At 35.7% G+C, this 15,842-nt stretch carries 14 protein-coding genes; 12 read left to right on the top strand and 2 right to left on the bottom strand.

What is annotated here, in order from left to right:
• Positions 1 to 43: 43 nt before the first annotated feature.
• Positions 44 to 250: a DUF5342 family protein gene (locus QN089_RS12275; protein ID WP_068451017.1), complete on the bottom strand. Its 207-nt coding sequence runs from the start codon at positions 248 to 250 to the stop codon at positions 44 to 46.
• 132 nt (positions 251 to 382) lie between these two features.
• Here QN089_RS12275 and QN089_RS12270 point away from each other — a divergent pair, with 132 nt between their 5' ends.
• Both QN089_RS12270 and QN089_RS12265 read left to right on the top strand, forming a co-directional pair.
• Positions 383 to 1,522, top strand: a complete 1,140-nt coding sequence (locus QN089_RS12270) for a DUF445 domain-containing protein (protein WP_087679935.1) — start codon at positions 383 to 385, stop codon at positions 1,520 to 1,522.
• A gap of 20 nt (positions 1,523 to 1,542) precedes the next feature.
• Positions 1,543 to 1,899, top strand: a complete 357-nt coding sequence (locus QN089_RS12265) for a YlbF family regulator (protein ID WP_068451021.1) — start codon at positions 1,543 to 1,545, stop codon at positions 1,897 to 1,899.
• Positions 1,900 to 2,043: 144 nt separating this feature from the next.
• Here the strand turns inward: QN089_RS12265 and QN089_RS12260 are convergent, their stop codons facing one another.
• Positions 2,044 to 3,333 carry a globin-coupled sensor protein gene (locus QN089_RS12260; protein WP_285215411.1) on the bottom strand — a complete coding sequence of 430 codons (1,290 nt, stop codon included), beginning with the start codon at positions 3,331 to 3,333 and terminating at the stop codon, positions 2,044 to 2,046.
• 66 nt (positions 3,334 to 3,399) lie between these two features.
• Here QN089_RS12260 and QN089_RS12255 point away from each other — a divergent pair, with 66 nt between their 5' ends.
• The 10 genes from QN089_RS12255 to QN089_RS12210 all read left to right on the top strand — a co-directional run bounded on the left by QN089_RS12255 (position 3,400) and on the right by QN089_RS12210 (position 15,841).
• The gene (locus QN089_RS12255; protein ID WP_285215410.1) at positions 3,400 to 4,914 is read left to right on the top strand and encodes a coproporphyrinogen III oxidase; all 1,515 of its coding nucleotides are present in this window, start codon (positions 3,400 to 3,402) and stop codon (positions 4,912 to 4,914) included.
• Between the two features lie 103 nt (positions 4,915 to 5,017).
• Positions 5,018 to 6,112, top strand: coding sequence for a glycerate kinase family protein (locus QN089_RS12250; RefSeq protein ID WP_285215409.1), 1,095 nt, complete (start codon positions 5,018 to 5,020; stop codon positions 6,110 to 6,112).
• 100 nt (positions 6,113 to 6,212) lie between these two features.
• Complete coding sequence (locus QN089_RS12245; RefSeq protein ID WP_068451033.1) at positions 6,213 to 7,046, top strand: DUF2785 domain-containing protein; 834 nt, start codon at positions 6,213 to 6,215, stop codon at positions 7,044 to 7,046.
• Positions 7,047 to 7,981: 935 nt separating this feature from the next.
• Positions 7,982 to 8,914: an ABC transporter permease gene (locus QN089_RS12240; RefSeq protein ID WP_068451036.1), complete on the top strand. Its 933-nt coding sequence runs from the start codon at positions 7,982 to 7,984 to the stop codon at positions 8,912 to 8,914.
• A complete protein-coding gene (locus QN089_RS12235; RefSeq protein ID WP_068451039.1) occupies positions 8,911 to 9,828 on the top strand; it encodes an ABC transporter permease in 918 nt (305 codons plus the stop codon). The genes QN089_RS12240 and QN089_RS12235 overlap by 4 nt, the downstream gene beginning before the upstream one ends.
• A 12-nt stretch (positions 9,829 to 9,840) precedes the next feature.
• The gene (locus tag QN089_RS12230) at positions 9,841 to 10,899 is read left to right on the top strand and encodes an ABC transporter ATP-binding protein (RefSeq protein ID WP_068451042.1); all 1,059 of its coding nucleotides are present in this window, start codon (positions 9,841 to 9,843) and stop codon (positions 10,897 to 10,899) included.
• Positions 10,892 to 11,788: an ABC transporter ATP-binding protein gene (locus tag QN089_RS12225; RefSeq protein WP_068451045.1), complete on the top strand. Its 897-nt coding sequence runs from the start codon at positions 10,892 to 10,894 to the stop codon at positions 11,786 to 11,788. Before QN089_RS12230 ends, QN089_RS12225 begins: the two co-directional genes overlap by 8 nt.
• 456 nt (positions 11,789 to 12,244) lie before the next feature.
• On the top strand, positions 12,245 to 13,888 hold the full coding sequence (locus QN089_RS12220) for a peptide ABC transporter substrate-binding protein (RefSeq protein ID WP_087679939.1): 1,644 nt from the start codon (positions 12,245 to 12,247) through the stop codon (positions 13,886 to 13,888).
• A 106-nt stretch (positions 13,889 to 13,994) separates the two neighbouring features.
• Positions 13,995 to 14,927: an ABC transporter permease gene (locus tag QN089_RS12215; RefSeq protein ID WP_068451049.1), complete on the top strand. Its 933-nt coding sequence runs from the start codon at positions 13,995 to 13,997 to the stop codon at positions 14,925 to 14,927.
• The gene (locus QN089_RS12210) at positions 14,924 to 15,841 is read left to right on the top strand and encodes an ABC transporter permease (RefSeq protein WP_285215408.1); all 918 of its coding nucleotides are present in this window, start codon (positions 14,924 to 14,926) and stop codon (positions 15,839 to 15,841) included. Before QN089_RS12215 ends, QN089_RS12210 begins: the two co-directional genes overlap by 4 nt.
• Position 15,842 lies beyond the last annotated feature (1 nt).

Here is a 15,842-nt window from a genome sequence, read left to right as displayed (position 1 = left end):
AAGCAAACGAAACGGTTGAAAATCGATTCGTTTGCTTTTTTATTTAATGGTCATATACATGAAAGACCATTAATTCATGTATATCTTTTTTTAATTGTTCAGTAATGATAAAAGATTGTGGTTGCACGATTTCAATTTCACCATCTCCATGATAAAGAGCCGTCACCTTTTCTCTATTATAATAGAAAGAAAGACGCCAACCAGGCATTTCTCCTGCGTATAATCGTTCAAATGTAAAATGTTGAATCATCATTCATCCCCCTTTTTTTCAGTATAAACAGAATGAGGGAGGGAAAGCGAATTAAAACTTCTAAACGATTCATTTTCCGAACAAAGTATCCTCTGTTATAATAACGATAGTTTAAAGAAAAGGGTGGATTACATGAATACGGTCATTACAATTCTATTCATGGTTGTTATTGGTTCATTAATCGGTGGTGTGACAAATCATTTAGCGATTAAAATGTTGTTTCGTCCACATAATCCAGTTTATATCTGGGGAAAACGACTACCATTTACGCCTGGATTGATTCCACGTAGACGAGATGAATTAGCGAAGCAACTTGGAAAAACAGTTGTAAAATATTTATTAACGCCAGACACATTCCGAGCAAAGTTTTTCAATGTGACGATGCGTGAAAAAGTTTTAGAATGGTTAGGGCAACAAACAAAAGAGAAAATCTTCACAGAAGAAAAAACACTGCAGCAATGGTTAGACCAAGCAGGACTTTCACATGCACCAGAAATGATTGAGAAAAAATTAGATGATTTAATCGTTCAACAAGTAGGTCAAGTGCAAAATGTATTAGCTACACAGACAGTTGAACAGTTACTACCAGCTAGTTGGAAAGAACGTGCAGAATCAAAAATTCCCGAAATTTCACGTTACATTTTGAATAAAGGCGATCAATACTTTGATACAGTTGAGGGAGAACAGGCAATTAAAGGCTTAATTGACGGTTTCCTAAGCTCAAAAGGAACATTCGGCGGTATGATTCAGATGTTTATTGGTGATGGTTCATCACTTGTGCCTATGCTTCAAAGAGAAGTGAAGAAGTTTTTAAGCTCGGATTCGACATTCCATGTGCTTAATAATTTACTTCAAAAAGAGTGGGATAAGTTACAAGTTCAAACAGTTCCGCAATTATTAGGTGATTTAGATTTCACTTCTACAACGGAACGCATTCAAAAATATGCACGTGAACAATTAGCAATTCGAGATCGTTTAGACTTACCGCTTGTACATTACTTACCAGATGGTGCAAAATGGTTACAGGACAATGTATATCCAAAATTAGTTGAGACAACCTTTACACAAGTAGAAAATAAATTAGAAGATATTTTATCGCGTATGGATTTAGAGAATGTTGTAAGAGAACAAGTCGATAAATTCCCGGTAGAAACACTTGAAGATTTAGTACTTGGGATCTCAAAGCGCGAATTTAAAATGATTACCGTACTAGGATTTTTACTTGGTGGAATCATTGGTGTCGTGCAAGGGATTATCGCTGTCGCATTTTAAATACAAAGGAGTTTTTACACATGGTTAATATTTATGACGATTTAAACAAATTAGAAGCAACATTCCGTAAAACAGAACAATTCACAGCACTTGAATTTACAATTGAAGAAGTGAAGAAAGATGCTGATGCAGTGGCGTTATTCTCAAACTTCCGTAAAATGCAATTAACATTACAAGAAAAACAAGCGAGCGGTGAAGAATTATCAGAAGAAGAATTACAATACGCTCAAAAAACAGCTCAATTAGCACAACAAAACGAAAAAATTAATGCAATGCTATTAGCTGAAATGGAAGTAAGTGCTGTAATTAATGAAATTACAAGCGTTATTATTAAACCTGTACAAGCTCTATACGACAGTATTCCAGACGCAGAATAATGAATATAGAAATCGGGATGGGTCATACGTGTAAAAACATCATCCCATATGAGCATAAGAAAAACTGGAATCGCGCTGTGGCGTGGTTCCAGTTTTTCTTTGTGAAAGCTAAAAAAGGAAAGCGTCCCATCCTGATTTTTTAATTTACATACCAGCTAAATCTTCAGAAGATTGGTGAATACGTTCAGAGTTTTGTTGAATGGAATTCACGCTCGCTGTTAATTCCGAAACACTTTGGAATAGATGATCGTTTCGTTCAGTTAATTGATGCATATGATCGACAATATTACAGAATGAACTACCTGTTGCCATTACTTTTTCACTTGACTGATGAATTAACGATTGTAAATTTTTAGAAATTCCAGAAATGTTTTCGGTCTTATCGTAGGATTCAGATAAAATTTGATCGACCTCACTAAGCGACACTTTTGTACTTTCAGCTAGTTTTCTCACTTCTTCAGCAACAACCGCAAATCCACGTCCATGTTCGCCAGCGCGTGCTGCTTCAATAGAAGCATTCAATGCGAGTAGGTTCGTTTGATTTGCAATTTGTGTAATCATTTGTGCGATGGACGACACTTTTTTATTCAATGTGTGAAGTTGATTAACACTTTCTTGAATTGTATGCATCGTTTCTTGCAATTGTTCAGAGTTTTGCTCTGTTTCTTTTAATTGTTCTTGCTCTTTAATAGCAGCTTCACGTACTTCTTCCGCCAATGCGGAGTTATTACTCGAAAGTTCTTCAAGTTGACTTAGTACCGTCATCATATGAATTAAATCATTGTTAGTTTGATGTGTCATTTCACTTAATGAAACGGAGTTATCGCGTATTACACCCATCATTTCAGCTTGACGATTATTTTCTTGTTTTAATTCTTCTTGATGATGAATTTCATATGATTCTAAAACAATTTGCTGTTCAAAGTTTAAAATTTTAGAAACAGCTATTAACATTTTAAATTGTTCTTCAGATGGGTACAATGTTGTTTGCACCAAATTTGAAAAATAATTTAATAAGTCTTGGAAAGCACTCATATACCATTTTGGTTCTAAGCCAATGTGCGAGTGTACGGTAGCAATTCGATAACGCTTTTGTAAAAAATTCTCGTTAATAACACCATCAAACATTTCGATAATATGCTTTTTTAATGTTTGTTGTAAGCGTGTGATTGTACTATGATCACGTATGATTCTACCTAGCGAAGGTTCCTTTTCGAGATTGTCATAAAAGTTTGCTACAATATAATCGATATTGTCTTGTACGATAGGGCGCATAACGCGTAAAATAGCTAGGTCATCGACTGTCAGTTGAATCATTTGAATTTGTGTTTGAATCGAATGATTTAAATCTGAAGCGATAAGAACATATGGTATTTCTTTTGTCATATGATCCTCTAGTTGATGTGTGATTGATTTCCTTGTGAATTTTGGCATGAATCATCATCTCCTTTTGTGTAATAAAAGTATGTAAATAATTAAAAAGAAAGAAGTGCAAAATAAATGAAATTGATTGCTCTAGATCAAACGTATCCACAAGATTGGATTCGTGTTATTACGCATATTTGTAATTTATTCTTTGAGGATTCTAAAGTAACAACAAAGAATGAATCGGCAGATGTGCATGTATCGTTTATGTATGATATTTCGGAGGACTTCACAGTTTCTGCAACATCAACATTAGTAGTTGACGATAAACAGTTTGTAAGTGAATTTACCCAAACATATGAAGAGGATGCAGATAAACGTGGTGTTAATATCCGCTTGAAGCGAGCGGTTTCGCACGTTTTATTAGAAAACCTTGAAAAAATGACGAATATTTATCAGAAGTGGGGTATCCTTACAGGGGTGCGTCCGACCAAATTGTATCACAACTTTAGGAGAAATGGTCTATCTAAAGAGGAAATAAGAAACAAACTAGTAACAGAATTTAGATTATCAAATGAAAAAGTAGATTTGATGGAAAAAATTGTAGAAAGACAACTAATGACAATCCCTGATTTAGATACAATTGGTAATGAGGTGAGTATCTATATTGGTATTCCATTTTGTCCAACAAAATGCGCCTATTGTACATTCCCTGCTTATGCAATTCAAAGTAACCGTAAAAAAGGTCGCGTAGCTACCTTTTTAGATGGTTTGCATATTGAGATTGAACGAATGGGGCAGTGGCTGACTGAAAATAATATGAAGATTACATCAGTCTATTGGGGCGGCGGGACACCGACTTCGATTGAAGCAGAAGAAATGGATGCGCTATATGAGACGATGTATCGTTCATTCCCAAATCCTGAAACAATTCGTGAAGTAACTGTTGAAGCAGGTAGACCAGATACAATTACTGAAGAAAAATTAGCTGTACTTCGCAAATGGGGAATTGACCGTATTAGTGTAAATCCACAATCTTATACAGATGAAACATTAAAAGCGATTGGTCGCCATCATACTGTACAAGAAACCATTGATAAATTTTGGTTAGCTCGTAAAGAGGGAATGAATAATATCAATATGGATTTAATTATTGGATTACCAAATGAGGGAATGGAGGAGTTCGAACATTCTATTGAAGAAACAGCAAAAATGCAGCCAGAATCATTGACTGTTCATACACTCTCATTCAAACGTGCTTCTGAAATGACACATAATCGTGATCGTTACAAAGTAGCGGATCGTCAAACAGCTGAGAAGATGATGAATCGTGCAAAAGAATGGACAGCTGAAAATAATTATGTACCGTACTATTTGTATAGACAAAAAAATATCGTCGGCAACTTAGAAAATATCGGCTATTCTAAGCCTGGAGAGGAAAGTATATACAATATAGCCATTATGGAAGAGGTTCAAACCATCATTGGTCTCGGTTGCGGGGCTTCAAGCAAGTTTGTTCATGCTGATACAGGTAAGATTGAACAGTACCATAATCCAAAAGAGCCAGCCGCCTATATTATGACGTATGAAGATTCAATTAATAAGAAGATTGAACTTTTAAATGATATGTATGGCGTAAAAATTAAATAGAATCGAAAAGAAGTGATAACAAATGTTATGGCTTCTTTTTAATTTTTGCTTTTTTTAATCTTTTTTCGATACGATGGAGATATTACAAAAAAGGGGGATGGATATGAGTCATTATTTAGTTGTACCCGATTCATTTAAAGGGACGTTAAGTTCACAAGAAGTCGCCAACTTAATTGAACAAGAGATTATAAAACAAAATCCACAACATGAAGTAAAAAGGATGATTATGTCAGATGGAGGAGAGGGCTTTTTAGAGGCGATGACTTCAGAGGAAGAAAGATTTCACCATACTGTACTGAATCCAATAGCCGAGCCAATAGAAGTTATGTATGGCATAAAAGATGGAAAAATGATTATTGAGATGGCGCAGTGTGCAGGTTTAATGCTACTTTCAGTCGAGCAATTAAATCCTAAAATCACAACGACATATGGTGTTGGGCAACTGATTCATTTAGCAATTGAAAAGGGGTTAAGCGAAATTGTGATTGGTATTGGTGGGAGTGCAACAAATGATGGAGGAACAGGTATGCTTGCCGCACTAGGTGCAAAGTTTTATAACGCGCAAGGTGAAAAGTTGGAAATTCCTAAGCTACATGACATTGATACAGTTGATACGCGCCAGATGCATATACCTACAGAGCTTCATGTAACGATTGCTTCCGATGTAACCAACCCTTTATGTGGTGAACAAGGAGCAACGCATGTTTTTTCGGAGCAAAAAGGATTATCAAAAGAAGATTTCGAAGAATATGATGCGTATATGAATCATGTGGGTCGCTTATATGAAAGTAAAACTAAAAAAAGTGTCATGAATGAACAAGGAGCAGGTGCAGCAGGAGGTATTGGGGCAGCGTTATTAGCTTTCTTCAATACAACAATGGTATCAGGTGCAGAGCTTGTATTGAAAGAACAGCAATTCGAGCAACATCTTCAACAGGCAGATTGGGTCATTACAGGAGAGGGAAAAACAGATCGTCAAACATTGGAAGGTAAAGCGCCTTTTCAAATTGCATATCAAACAAAGCTAAAAAATAAAAAGACGATGTTGATTTCTGGGAAAGTTGAAAATAAAGATATGCTCGCTATTTACTTTGACGAAATACATGAAATTATCACGAAAGAAATAACAATGGAAGAAGCTTTAAATAGACCGCAAAAATCACTTCAAAAGTGTTTACAGCAAATTTCTTTTCAATAGAATGTCATAACGTGGTGTTTAATCCAATATTTATTAAGGTATAAAGTGTTATGACTCAAATCGTAGTTTGAATCCTACGAAAAAGTGGGAGGGATCGCGCATGACAGAAGAAAGTTTGAAATCTTACTTAATCCAAATTCAACAACAAGATATTGAATGGAATGAAATAGATGTTAACAACGTTGTTCGAGAGATGTTTGATCATATACAAACAACCGATATTGAATTGAAAGAGAAGTTAATAGAACCCCTCTTGTCAGAGATGGTTCAATATCATCTAACAGAATCGGCCTTAGAAGCATTAGCCAAAAAATGTGTTGATGAAGAACATTTATATAAAGAAATCGGGGATACTGTCACACGTTATAAAATGACTCGTGCATTTTCGATGTATGTTATTAAAGAATTAGTAGAGAGAGATGTAAAAGATGTTTTTTTATCGCACGACACATTTGATTTGCTTAAAAGAGAAGTGATTCTCTACACTAATCTTGAACAAGATTATCGTTTTTATACGGAGGATATGGGATGGGTGAATAGTGTTCGTTTTAGTCTAGAAGCATTGTATGCAATTGTTCAAAATACACGTCTAGATCCAGCAGAATATACGCAGATTTTTCAAACAGTCATGAATAAAATTTTTACAGCACAGATAATCTATCAGTATGATGAAGAAGAAATAACAGTAGACTTTATTCAATTACTGTTAGAAAAAGGCTTTTCAGAGCAAAAAATCATTGATTTTTTAGAAAGAGTACCTGCATTTTTAGAAGGACAAAAAGAAAAGATGACACATATGAACTATTGGAATTTGTATAAAAATTGCAAGTCTCTTTTACGGAGTTTATATATTCGCCTCGATTTATGTGAAAACCAACCACTTTTGCTTGCTGAAGTGAAAAAGTGCTTATCTAAAATATCTTTTACTTTTTAAAAAAGACTTTATATTAAAAGTATATAGTCTTTTTTTATTTTTAGGATATTTTGAAGGCTTACTATATTGAAAAAACTAAAAAAACGTATAAAAAGAATAAAATGTGCTAAAAAAAGCATTTTTCTTAAAAATTGTGTGAGAAATCAATTATTTAAGAAAATACGAATTTTTAAAATATTCTTATAGTTTAAAAATAGATAAAAAGACACAAATTACACTAAAAAATCAATACTTTAACGAATTAGTGTACGAACTATTTTTTATCCATACAACATTAGTCTGAATAATTAAATATTTATAAATAATTATTTTATGGTATATTTATTATTTATTTGACGATTTTGAACTCTTTTTTCTAATAAAAATACAAGAGAAATTAGAATTGGATAAATAAGTATGTTAATTTAGAAAAGATATAATTGTGTGCAAGTTGAAAATATTCTTTCAACTTCTTTTTTTCTTAAAATTGTTTTGCTATAGTAATAACATGCTATTTGCGAATGGTTCTATTCTTTTTATTCACTTACTTTATACAAGTTAGTTATGCAACTTCTACATATCTATAGAGACGGATATTTTTTACATAAACGAAACGTAGATGAACGTAGTACATTTTTAACAGAAGTATAGAAAAAAGAGGGTAGTAAACATACGTGAATAATCAAAGATAATAATTTTGATTATCAAGTTGGTCGCATGGGGTGAATCGAGTGACAATGATGCGAATACATTGTTCATTGTGTATAACAACTGCTGATCATGGTAATAACGCAAAGGTTTTATGGGGACATGGAATAGGGGCTATGTCTGTAAGTGAGTGACATAATGTAAGGTCAGTGCGTGTGGTGACAGATGAACACCATACTGGGGCTGCTTAGGAGTGTTAACTTCTGAACAGCCCATCTTTTAATTAAGAAATAAGGGGAGGCTATAACATGTTAAAGTATATTTTAAAACGTCTTGGATATATTTTAGTGGCATTATTCGTAATTGTAACAATTACATTCTTCTTAATGCGTATCGCACCGGGTAGCCCGTTTGCGAGTGAGAAGAGTTTACCACCTGAGATTGAAAAAGCAATGAATGCTGAATACGGCTTAGACAATCCGTGGTATATCCAATATAAAGATTATTTAATTTCAACAGCACAATTCGACTTCGGTCAATCAATGAAGTATAAGGATCGTTCAACAAACGATATGATCGCGGAAAGTTTCCCAGTATCTTTAACACTTGGAGTAGAAGCGATGTTACTTGCAGTAGGACTTGGTGTCTTAATCGGGGTTGTCACAGCACTCTATCATAATAAATTCCCAGATTACCTCGGTACGACAATTGCCGTACTCGGTATATCCGTCCCATCCTTTATCTTGGCAGGTCTTTTACAATATTTTGTCGGTTTAAAAGCAGGTTGGTTACCGATTAGTGGTTGGAATGGCTTTGCATATAGTATATTACCAGCCCTCTCAATTGCCATTACGCATATGGGCTTCATCGCAAAATTAACACGTTCTAGTATGTTAGAACAAAATCATTCTGAATATGTGAAAATGGCGCGTGCAAAAGGACTTGGTAAATGGACAACAGTATTCAAGCATACACTTCGTAATGCATTATTACCTGTTGTTACGTACTTAGGACCACTATTTGCAGGGGTTATCACTGGTAGTTTCATCGTGGAACAAATCTTTGCGATTCCAGGATTAGGTAAGTATTTCGTAACATCGATTACAAACCGTGACTACACAGTTATTATGGGTACGACAGTATTCTATTCAATCATCTTATTACTAGGTGTATTAATTGTTGATATTTTATACGGATTCATCGATCCACGTATCAAGCTGAAAGGAGCGAAAAAATCATGACACAACCAATTCCAAAAGAAAAATTCAAAATTGTCGGTGTAGATGAAAAGAAAAGTGAACGCTTAGCCGATAAGTCGGTATCGTTCTGGAAAGAAGTATGGATTCGCTTCTCTCATAATAAGCTTGCAGTAGTAGGGATGATTGTCATTGCAATTATTGCTTTAATGGCTATTTTTGCACCGATGTTATCACCTTATAAATATGATGAAATTCTTGGTCGCTTTAATGAAGCGCCTAGCGCAAAAAACTGGTTTGGTACAGATGACTTAGGTCGTGATGTATTTACACGTATTTGGTACGGAGCACGTATTTCATTATTTATCGGTCTGGCAGCAGCAGTAATCGATTTAATTATCGGTGTTGCATGGGGCTCAATCGCTGGTCTTGTAGGCGGTAAAGTCGATGATATTATGATGCGTATTGCAGATGTACTAACAGCAGTACCTTATCTATTAGTTGTTATTATCTTACTTGTTGTTTTACAACCAGGTTTACTACCAATGATTATCGCACTGTCGATTACAGGTTGGGTAAACATGGCGCGTATCGTACGTGGTGAAGTATTATCTATTAAAAATCAAGAGTATGTTCTTGCTGCCCGCACACTTGGCGCAAGTACAGGACATTTAATTATGCGTCACTTAGTACCAAATGCACTTGGTGCGATTATCGTAACGATGACATTAACAATTCCAAATGCCATCTTCACAGAGTCATTCTTGAGTTATATCGGTTTAGGTGTACCACAACCACAAGCAAGTTGGGGAACAATGGCATCAGACGGGAACAATGCGATTGATACAGCACCTTGGCGTTTAATCTTCCCAGCAATTTTCATTTCATTAACAATCTTTGCATTCAATGCAGTCGGTGACGGTTTGCGTGATGCACTCGATCCAAAACTACGTAAATAGGAGGTGTGGAAAATGGCTGAAACCATTTTAGAAGTTAAAAATTTAAAAATAAATTTCAAAACGTATGCAGGTCTTGTACATGCCGTACGTGGTGTAAACTTCGATTTGAAACAAGGTGAGACACTTGCCATTGTAGGTGAGTCAGGTTCAGGGAAATCTGTAACGAGTAATGCATTGATGAAACTGATTCCACAACCACCAGGCATCTATGCAGATGGTCAAATTTTGTTTGAAGGTCGTGATTTAATTCCACTGACTGAAAAACAAATGTCAAAAATTCGCGGAAATGACATTGCAATGATTTTCCAAGATCCAATGACAGCACTAAACCCAACGATGAAAGTTGGAAAGCAGATTACAGAAGTTATTCTGAAACATAATAAAAATACGTCGCGTGCAGAAGCAAAAAAACGTGCGATTGAATTATTAGATGAAGTCGGGATTCCTTATCCAGAACAGCGCTTCTCGCAATATCCACATGAATTTTCTGGTGGCATGCGTCAGCGTGTGGTAATCGCCATTGCATTAGCAGCAGAACCAAAACTACTTATTGCAGATGAACCAACAACAGCACTAGACGTAACAATTCAAGCGCAAATTATTGAATTAATGAAGAAAATTCAAAAAGAGCGTAATACATCAATCATCTTCATCACGCATGATTTAGGTGTTGTAGCGAATGTAGCTGATCGTGTAGCAGTTATGTACGCTGGACAAATTGTAGAATATGGTACAGTGAATGAAATTTTCTATAATCCTAAACATCCTTATACATGGGGATTACTTGGTTCGATGCCTGATTTAGATAATAATGCAGATGAGTTATTACGTACGATTCCAGGCTCACCACCAGACTTAACAAATCCACCAAAAGGTGATGCATTTGCAGCACGAAATGAGTTTGCGATGCAAATTGATTATGAAGAAGAGCCACCAATGTTCCAAGTATCACCAACACACTTCGCGAAAACATGGTTACTACATCCAGATGCGCCAAAAGTAGAATTACCTGAAGCTGTTGCAAAACGCATTAAAGGTTATTTAGGTGAGGAGGTCGAGCAATATGTCTGAGAAAATTTTAGAGGTTAAAAATTTACAACAACATTTTGGTTCGATTAGAGCAGTCGATGGAATTAGTTTCGATGTTTATAAAGGTGAAACACTTGGTCTTGTAGGTGAATCAGGTTGTGGAAAATCAACAACAGGTCGTTCGATTATCCGTCTATATGACATTACAGGTGGAGAAATTATCTTCAAAGGTCAAAATATTCATGGTAAAAAATCGAAAAAAGAATTACAACAATTCAATAAAGAAATGCAAATGATTTTCCAAGATCCTTATGCATCATTAAATCCACGTATGACAGCAGGCGAGATTATCGCAGAGGGTTTTGATATCCATGGCATGCACAAAGATAAAAAGAAGCGTAAAGAAGTTATTGGAGAATTACTAGAGGCAGTAGGTTTAAATCGCGAACATGCTGGGCGTTATGCACATGAATTCTCAGGCGGTCAACGTCAACGTATCGGTATTGCACGCGCATTAAGCTTAGACCCTAGCTTTATTATTGCAGATGAACCAATTTCTGCATTAGACGTTTCAATTCAAGCACAGGTGGTAAACTTACTAAAGCAATTACAAAAAGAGCGTGATTTAACATATTTATTTATCGCGCATGATCTATCAATGGTGAAATACATCAGTGATCGTATCGCTGTAATGCGCCGTGGTAAAATTGTTGAACTAGGTACAGCAGAAGATATTTACTATCATCCTGTACACCCATATACAAAGTCATTATTATCAGCTATTCCATTGCCAGATCCAAAAACAGAAGCGACACGTGTACGAATTCCTTATGAACATGAGGAAGTAGGCGAAGGTGGAAAAACACATGAAGTATTCCCAGGTCATTTTGTTTATGGAACAGAAGAGCAATTAAAGAGATGGCGTCCATAAATATAACAATATAATAGTAAGAAGTCGCTTTTTAAAAAAAGTGACTTCTTCACTATATATTCTCATTATTACAATATAAATGAGAAGTTTTGTTGTGCGAAACATTAGAATGTGAAAATAAATTACCAACATACTTTTTTAATTAACTAGTTAATAGATAACTTAAAAATGGTATATAATGGATTTTATTTTCGTTTCATTGAATCAATTATCTAATGTGATGAAGTACTTTATTACTTTTGAGGATAAAAGCGCATTCAAAATAATGGTATTTTTTTGTTTTCAACTTGGTCATAGATGTTAGAAAAAATAGAAACTTACAATTATTTTAATTTTTTTGAAAAATTAAAAGATAATGTTTTTAATTTTCTATACATTTTGATATTATATTAATAGCTATACAAGGTAGCTATTTTTCTACTTGGAAGAATAATTTCAATAAAGGGGGCTTCATTTATGAAGAAAAAGTCACTACTGCTTGTATTATTATCAGCAGTAATGCTAGTCCTTGCAGCTTGCGGCTTTGGCGGTAAAGACAAAGATGAAAGCGGCGGCAAAGACTCAGACAACGGTAAGGATTCAAATGAACAACTAAACTTAGTTATTCCATCTGAACCACCAAGCTTAAATCCACAAAAAGCAACAGACAGTACATCAGGCGCAATTTTACGTTCAGTATTCGAAGGTTTAACTCGCGTTGATAAAGACGGTAATGTGCAACCAGCAGCTGCTGAGAAAATTGATGTAAGCGATGACAAATTAACTTACACATTCACATTACGTGATTCAAAATGGTCAAATGGTGACACTGTAACAGCAGGCGATTTCAAATACGCTTGGATGTATGCATTAGATCCAAAGAACGCTTCTGAGTATGCGTCAATCCTATACCCAATCAAAGGTGCTCAAGCATTCAACGAAGGTAAAGGTAAAGATTCTGATGTTGGTATCACTGTAAAAGATGATAAAACATTAGTAGTTAAGTTAGAAAATCCAACTCCTTACTTCACTGAAATTACTGCATTCTACACTGCAATGCCAGTAAATGAAAAAGAAGCTAAGAAAAATGCAAAATGGTCAGCTGAAGGCGGTAAAGGTTACGTATCAAACGGACCATTCACTTTATCTGATTGGAAACATTCAGACTCAATTACTCTTAAAAAGAACGACACGTACTGGGATAAAGAAAACGTATCTCTAAGTACTGTAGATATTAAAATGGTTGAATCAGAAGCAACTGCTAACCGTATGTTCAAGAGCGGTGACATTGATTTCCTAGGTTCTCCATTCCAAACAGTTCCACTTGATGCAATCGATGGTTACAAAAAAGATAAATCACTTAAAATTGAAGACTATGCTGCTATTTACGAGTATAAATTCAATACAAAAGGTAAATTCACTAAGAACGAAAACATCCGTAAAGCTTTAACATTATCAATTGACCGTCAAGGTTTAATCGATAACGTTGTAAAAGGTGAGCAAACACCAGCTTTAGGTATGGTTCCAAAAGCAATCAAAGGCTTTGAAACAGATCGCGGTTACATCAAAGATAACGATGTAGAAGGCGCTAAAAAAGCTCTTGCTGAAGGTATGAAAGAATTAGGTATTAAAGATGCAAAAGATATCACAATCGGTATCTCAATCAACACTTCTGAAGCACATGCTGCAATCGCACAGTACATTCAAGAAGGATGGACTAAAAACTTAGGTATCAACGTTAAAATTGATAACGCTGAGTGGCAAGTATATCTAGATAAGATTTCTTCATTAGATTATGATGTAGGTCGTCTAGGTTGGATTGCTGATTACAACGATCCTTACACATTCTTAGAGCGTTATGACACTGCTAAGAACGGTAACAACGACACTGGTTGGGAAAACAAAGAATACAAATCTCTAATGACGCAAGCTACGAAAGAAACTGACGAAGCGAAACGTGAAGAGCTTATGAAAAAAGCTGAGAAAATTCTTATGACTGAGTTCCCAGTAGCACCAATCTACTACTACACAAACCTTTGGGTTGAAAAAGATTTCGTTAAAAACATGGCACCTAACCGCCTTGGTGAAATCAGCTTAAAAGATGTTAAAATTGAAAAATAATAAGTGAACCTCACTTATTAGGCTTCACACAAGAGGGCTACTCTTAGTCGAGGATTCGATTAAGCGTAGCCTCTTGTTTTATTCAAAAATAGAAGGAGGTAGAAAGATGCTTCAATATATTTTGAAAAGGTTTGCTTATATTCTTGTTGCACTATTTGTTATTGTAACAATCACATTCTTCCTAATGCGTATCGCACCTGGTAGTCCTTTCGCAAGCGAAAAAAGTTTGCCACCTGAAATTGAAAAAGCAATGAATGAAGAATACGGACTCAATAACCCCTGGTACATTCAATACAAAGATTACCTCATCTCCACTGCACAATTTGATTTTGGTCAATCCATGAAATACAAAGACCGCTCCACAAATGATATGATTGCAGAAAGTTTCCCAGTATCACTCACACTCGGCGTTGAAGCCATGCTACTTGCAGTTGGTTTAGGCGTATTAATCGGTGTCGTCACCGCCCTCTATCACAATAAATTCCCAGACTATTTAGGTACGACCATTGCTGTACTCGGTATATCCGTCCCGTCCTTTATTCTTGCAGGACTTTTACAATATTTTATTGGACTCAAAGCAGGCTGGCTACCCATCAGCGGATGGAATGGCTTTGCTTATAGCATCTTACCCGCCCTCTCCATTGCGATTACACATATGGGCTTCATCGCAAAATTAACACGTTCCAGCATGTTAGAACAAAACAGTTCTGAGTATGTTAAAATGGCTCGCGCCAAAGGGATTGGAAAGTGGACAACCGTCTTCAAACACACCCTCCGTAATGCACTTCTCCCAGTTGTCACATATTTAGGACCTCTTTTTGCCGGAGTTATTACAGGCAGTTTTATCGTGGAACAGATTTTTGCAATTCCTGGACTCGGTAAATATTTCGTTACCTCAATTACAAACCGTGATTATACAGTCATCATGGGTACAACTGTTTTCTATTCGATTATTTTACTCCTAGGTGTTCTCATCGTTGATATTTTATACGGATTCATTGATCCTCGTATCAAGTTGAAAGGAGCGAAAAAATCATGACGCAACCAATCCCACCAGAAAAATTTAAAATCGTCGGTGTCGACGAACGTAAAAATGAACAATTAGCTGATAAATCCATTTCCTTTTGGAAAGAAGTATGGATTCGCTTTTCTCATAATAAATTGGCTGTAATTGGGGTAATTATAATTATCTTGATTGCACTCATGGCGATTTTTGCACCCATTTTGTCACCCTATAAATACGACCAAATTTTAGGGAAGTTTAATGAACCACCAAGCTCAAAAAACTGGTTTGGAACAGATGATTTAGGACGTGACGTATTTACACGTATTTGGTACGGAGCACGTATTTCATTATTTATCGGTTTAGCTGCTGCAGTCATTGACTTAATTATCGGTGTCGCTTGGGGTGCAATTTCAGGACTTGTAGGTGGTCGAGTAGATGATATTATGATGCGTATTGCAGACGTTTTAACAGCTGTTCCGTATTTATTAGTTGTCATTATCTTACTTGTTGTACTACAACCAGGTTTGTTACCAATGATTATCGCCCTCTCCATTACAGGTTGGGTGAATATGGCGCGTATTGTACGTGGAGAAGTACTCTCCATTAAAAATCAGGAGTATGTACTTGCGGCGAGAACACTTGGCGCAAGTATAGGACATCTCATTATGCGACATCTTATTCCAAATGCTCTCGGTGCGATTATCGTAACAATGACATTAACAATCCCAAATGCTATTTTTACAGAGTCATTTTTAAGCTATATCGGTCTAGGTGTACCACAACCACAAGCAAGTTGGGGAACGATGGCATCAGATGGTAATAATGCGATTGATACAGCGCCTTGGAGACTGATTTTCCCAGCAATTTTTATTTCACTAACGATTTTTGCTTTTAATGCCATTGGTGATGGACTGCGTGATGCACTCGATCCAAAACTACGTAAATAAG

It is taken from the genome of Kurthia sp. YJT4 (assembly GCF_030219945.1).
GTDB lineage: Bacteria > Bacillota > Bacilli > Bacillales_A > Planococcaceae > Kurthia > Kurthia gibsonii.
This window is presented reverse-complemented; position numbering and strand designations above follow the sequence as displayed.

Excerpts from the sequence above, each read along its gene's own strand:
- QN089_RS12235 (WP_068451039.1), top strand. The coding sequence starts at position 8,911 with ATGACACAACCAATTCCAAAAGAAAAATTCAAAATTGTCGGTGTAGAT.
- QN089_RS12265 (WP_068451021.1), top strand. The coding sequence starts at position 1,543 with ATGGTTAATATTTATGACGATTTAAACAAATTAGAAGCAACATTCCGT.
- QN089_RS12230 (WP_068451042.1), top strand. The coding sequence starts at position 9,841 with ATGGCTGAAACCATTTTAGAAGTTAAAAATTTAAAAATAAATTTCAAA.
- QN089_RS12225 (WP_068451045.1), top strand. The coding sequence starts at position 10,892 with ATGTCTGAGAAAATTTTAGAGGTTAAAAATTTACAACAACATTTTGGT.
- QN089_RS12255 (WP_285215410.1), top strand. The coding sequence starts at position 3,400 with ATGAAATTGATTGCTCTAGATCAAACGTATCCACAAGATTGGATTCGT.
- QN089_RS12260 (WP_285215411.1), bottom strand. The coding sequence starts at position 3,333 with ATGCCAAAATTCACAAGGAAATCAATCACACATCAACTAGAGGATCAT.
- QN089_RS12240 (WP_068451036.1), top strand. The coding sequence starts at position 7,982 with ATGTTAAAGTATATTTTAAAACGTCTTGGATATATTTTAGTGGCATTA.
- QN089_RS12210 (WP_285215408.1), top strand. The coding sequence starts at position 14,924 with ATGACGCAACCAATCCCACCAGAAAAATTTAAAATCGTCGGTGTCGAC.
- QN089_RS12250 (WP_285215409.1), top strand. The coding sequence starts at position 5,018 with ATGAGTCATTATTTAGTTGTACCCGATTCATTTAAAGGGACGTTAAGT.
- QN089_RS12215 (WP_068451049.1), top strand. The coding sequence starts at position 13,995 with ATGCTTCAATATATTTTGAAAAGGTTTGCTTATATTCTTGTTGCACTA.
- QN089_RS12245 (WP_068451033.1), top strand. The coding sequence starts at position 6,213 with ATGACAGAAGAAAGTTTGAAATCTTACTTAATCCAAATTCAACAACAA.
- QN089_RS12270 (WP_087679935.1), top strand. The coding sequence starts at position 383 with ATGAATACGGTCATTACAATTCTATTCATGGTTGTTATTGGTTCATTA.
- QN089_RS12275 (WP_068451017.1), bottom strand. The coding sequence starts at position 250 with ATGATTCAACATTTTACATTTGAACGATTATACGCAGGAGAAATGCCT.
- QN089_RS12220 (WP_087679939.1), top strand. The coding sequence starts at position 12,245 with ATGAAGAAAAAGTCACTACTGCTTGTATTATTATCAGCAGTAATGCTA.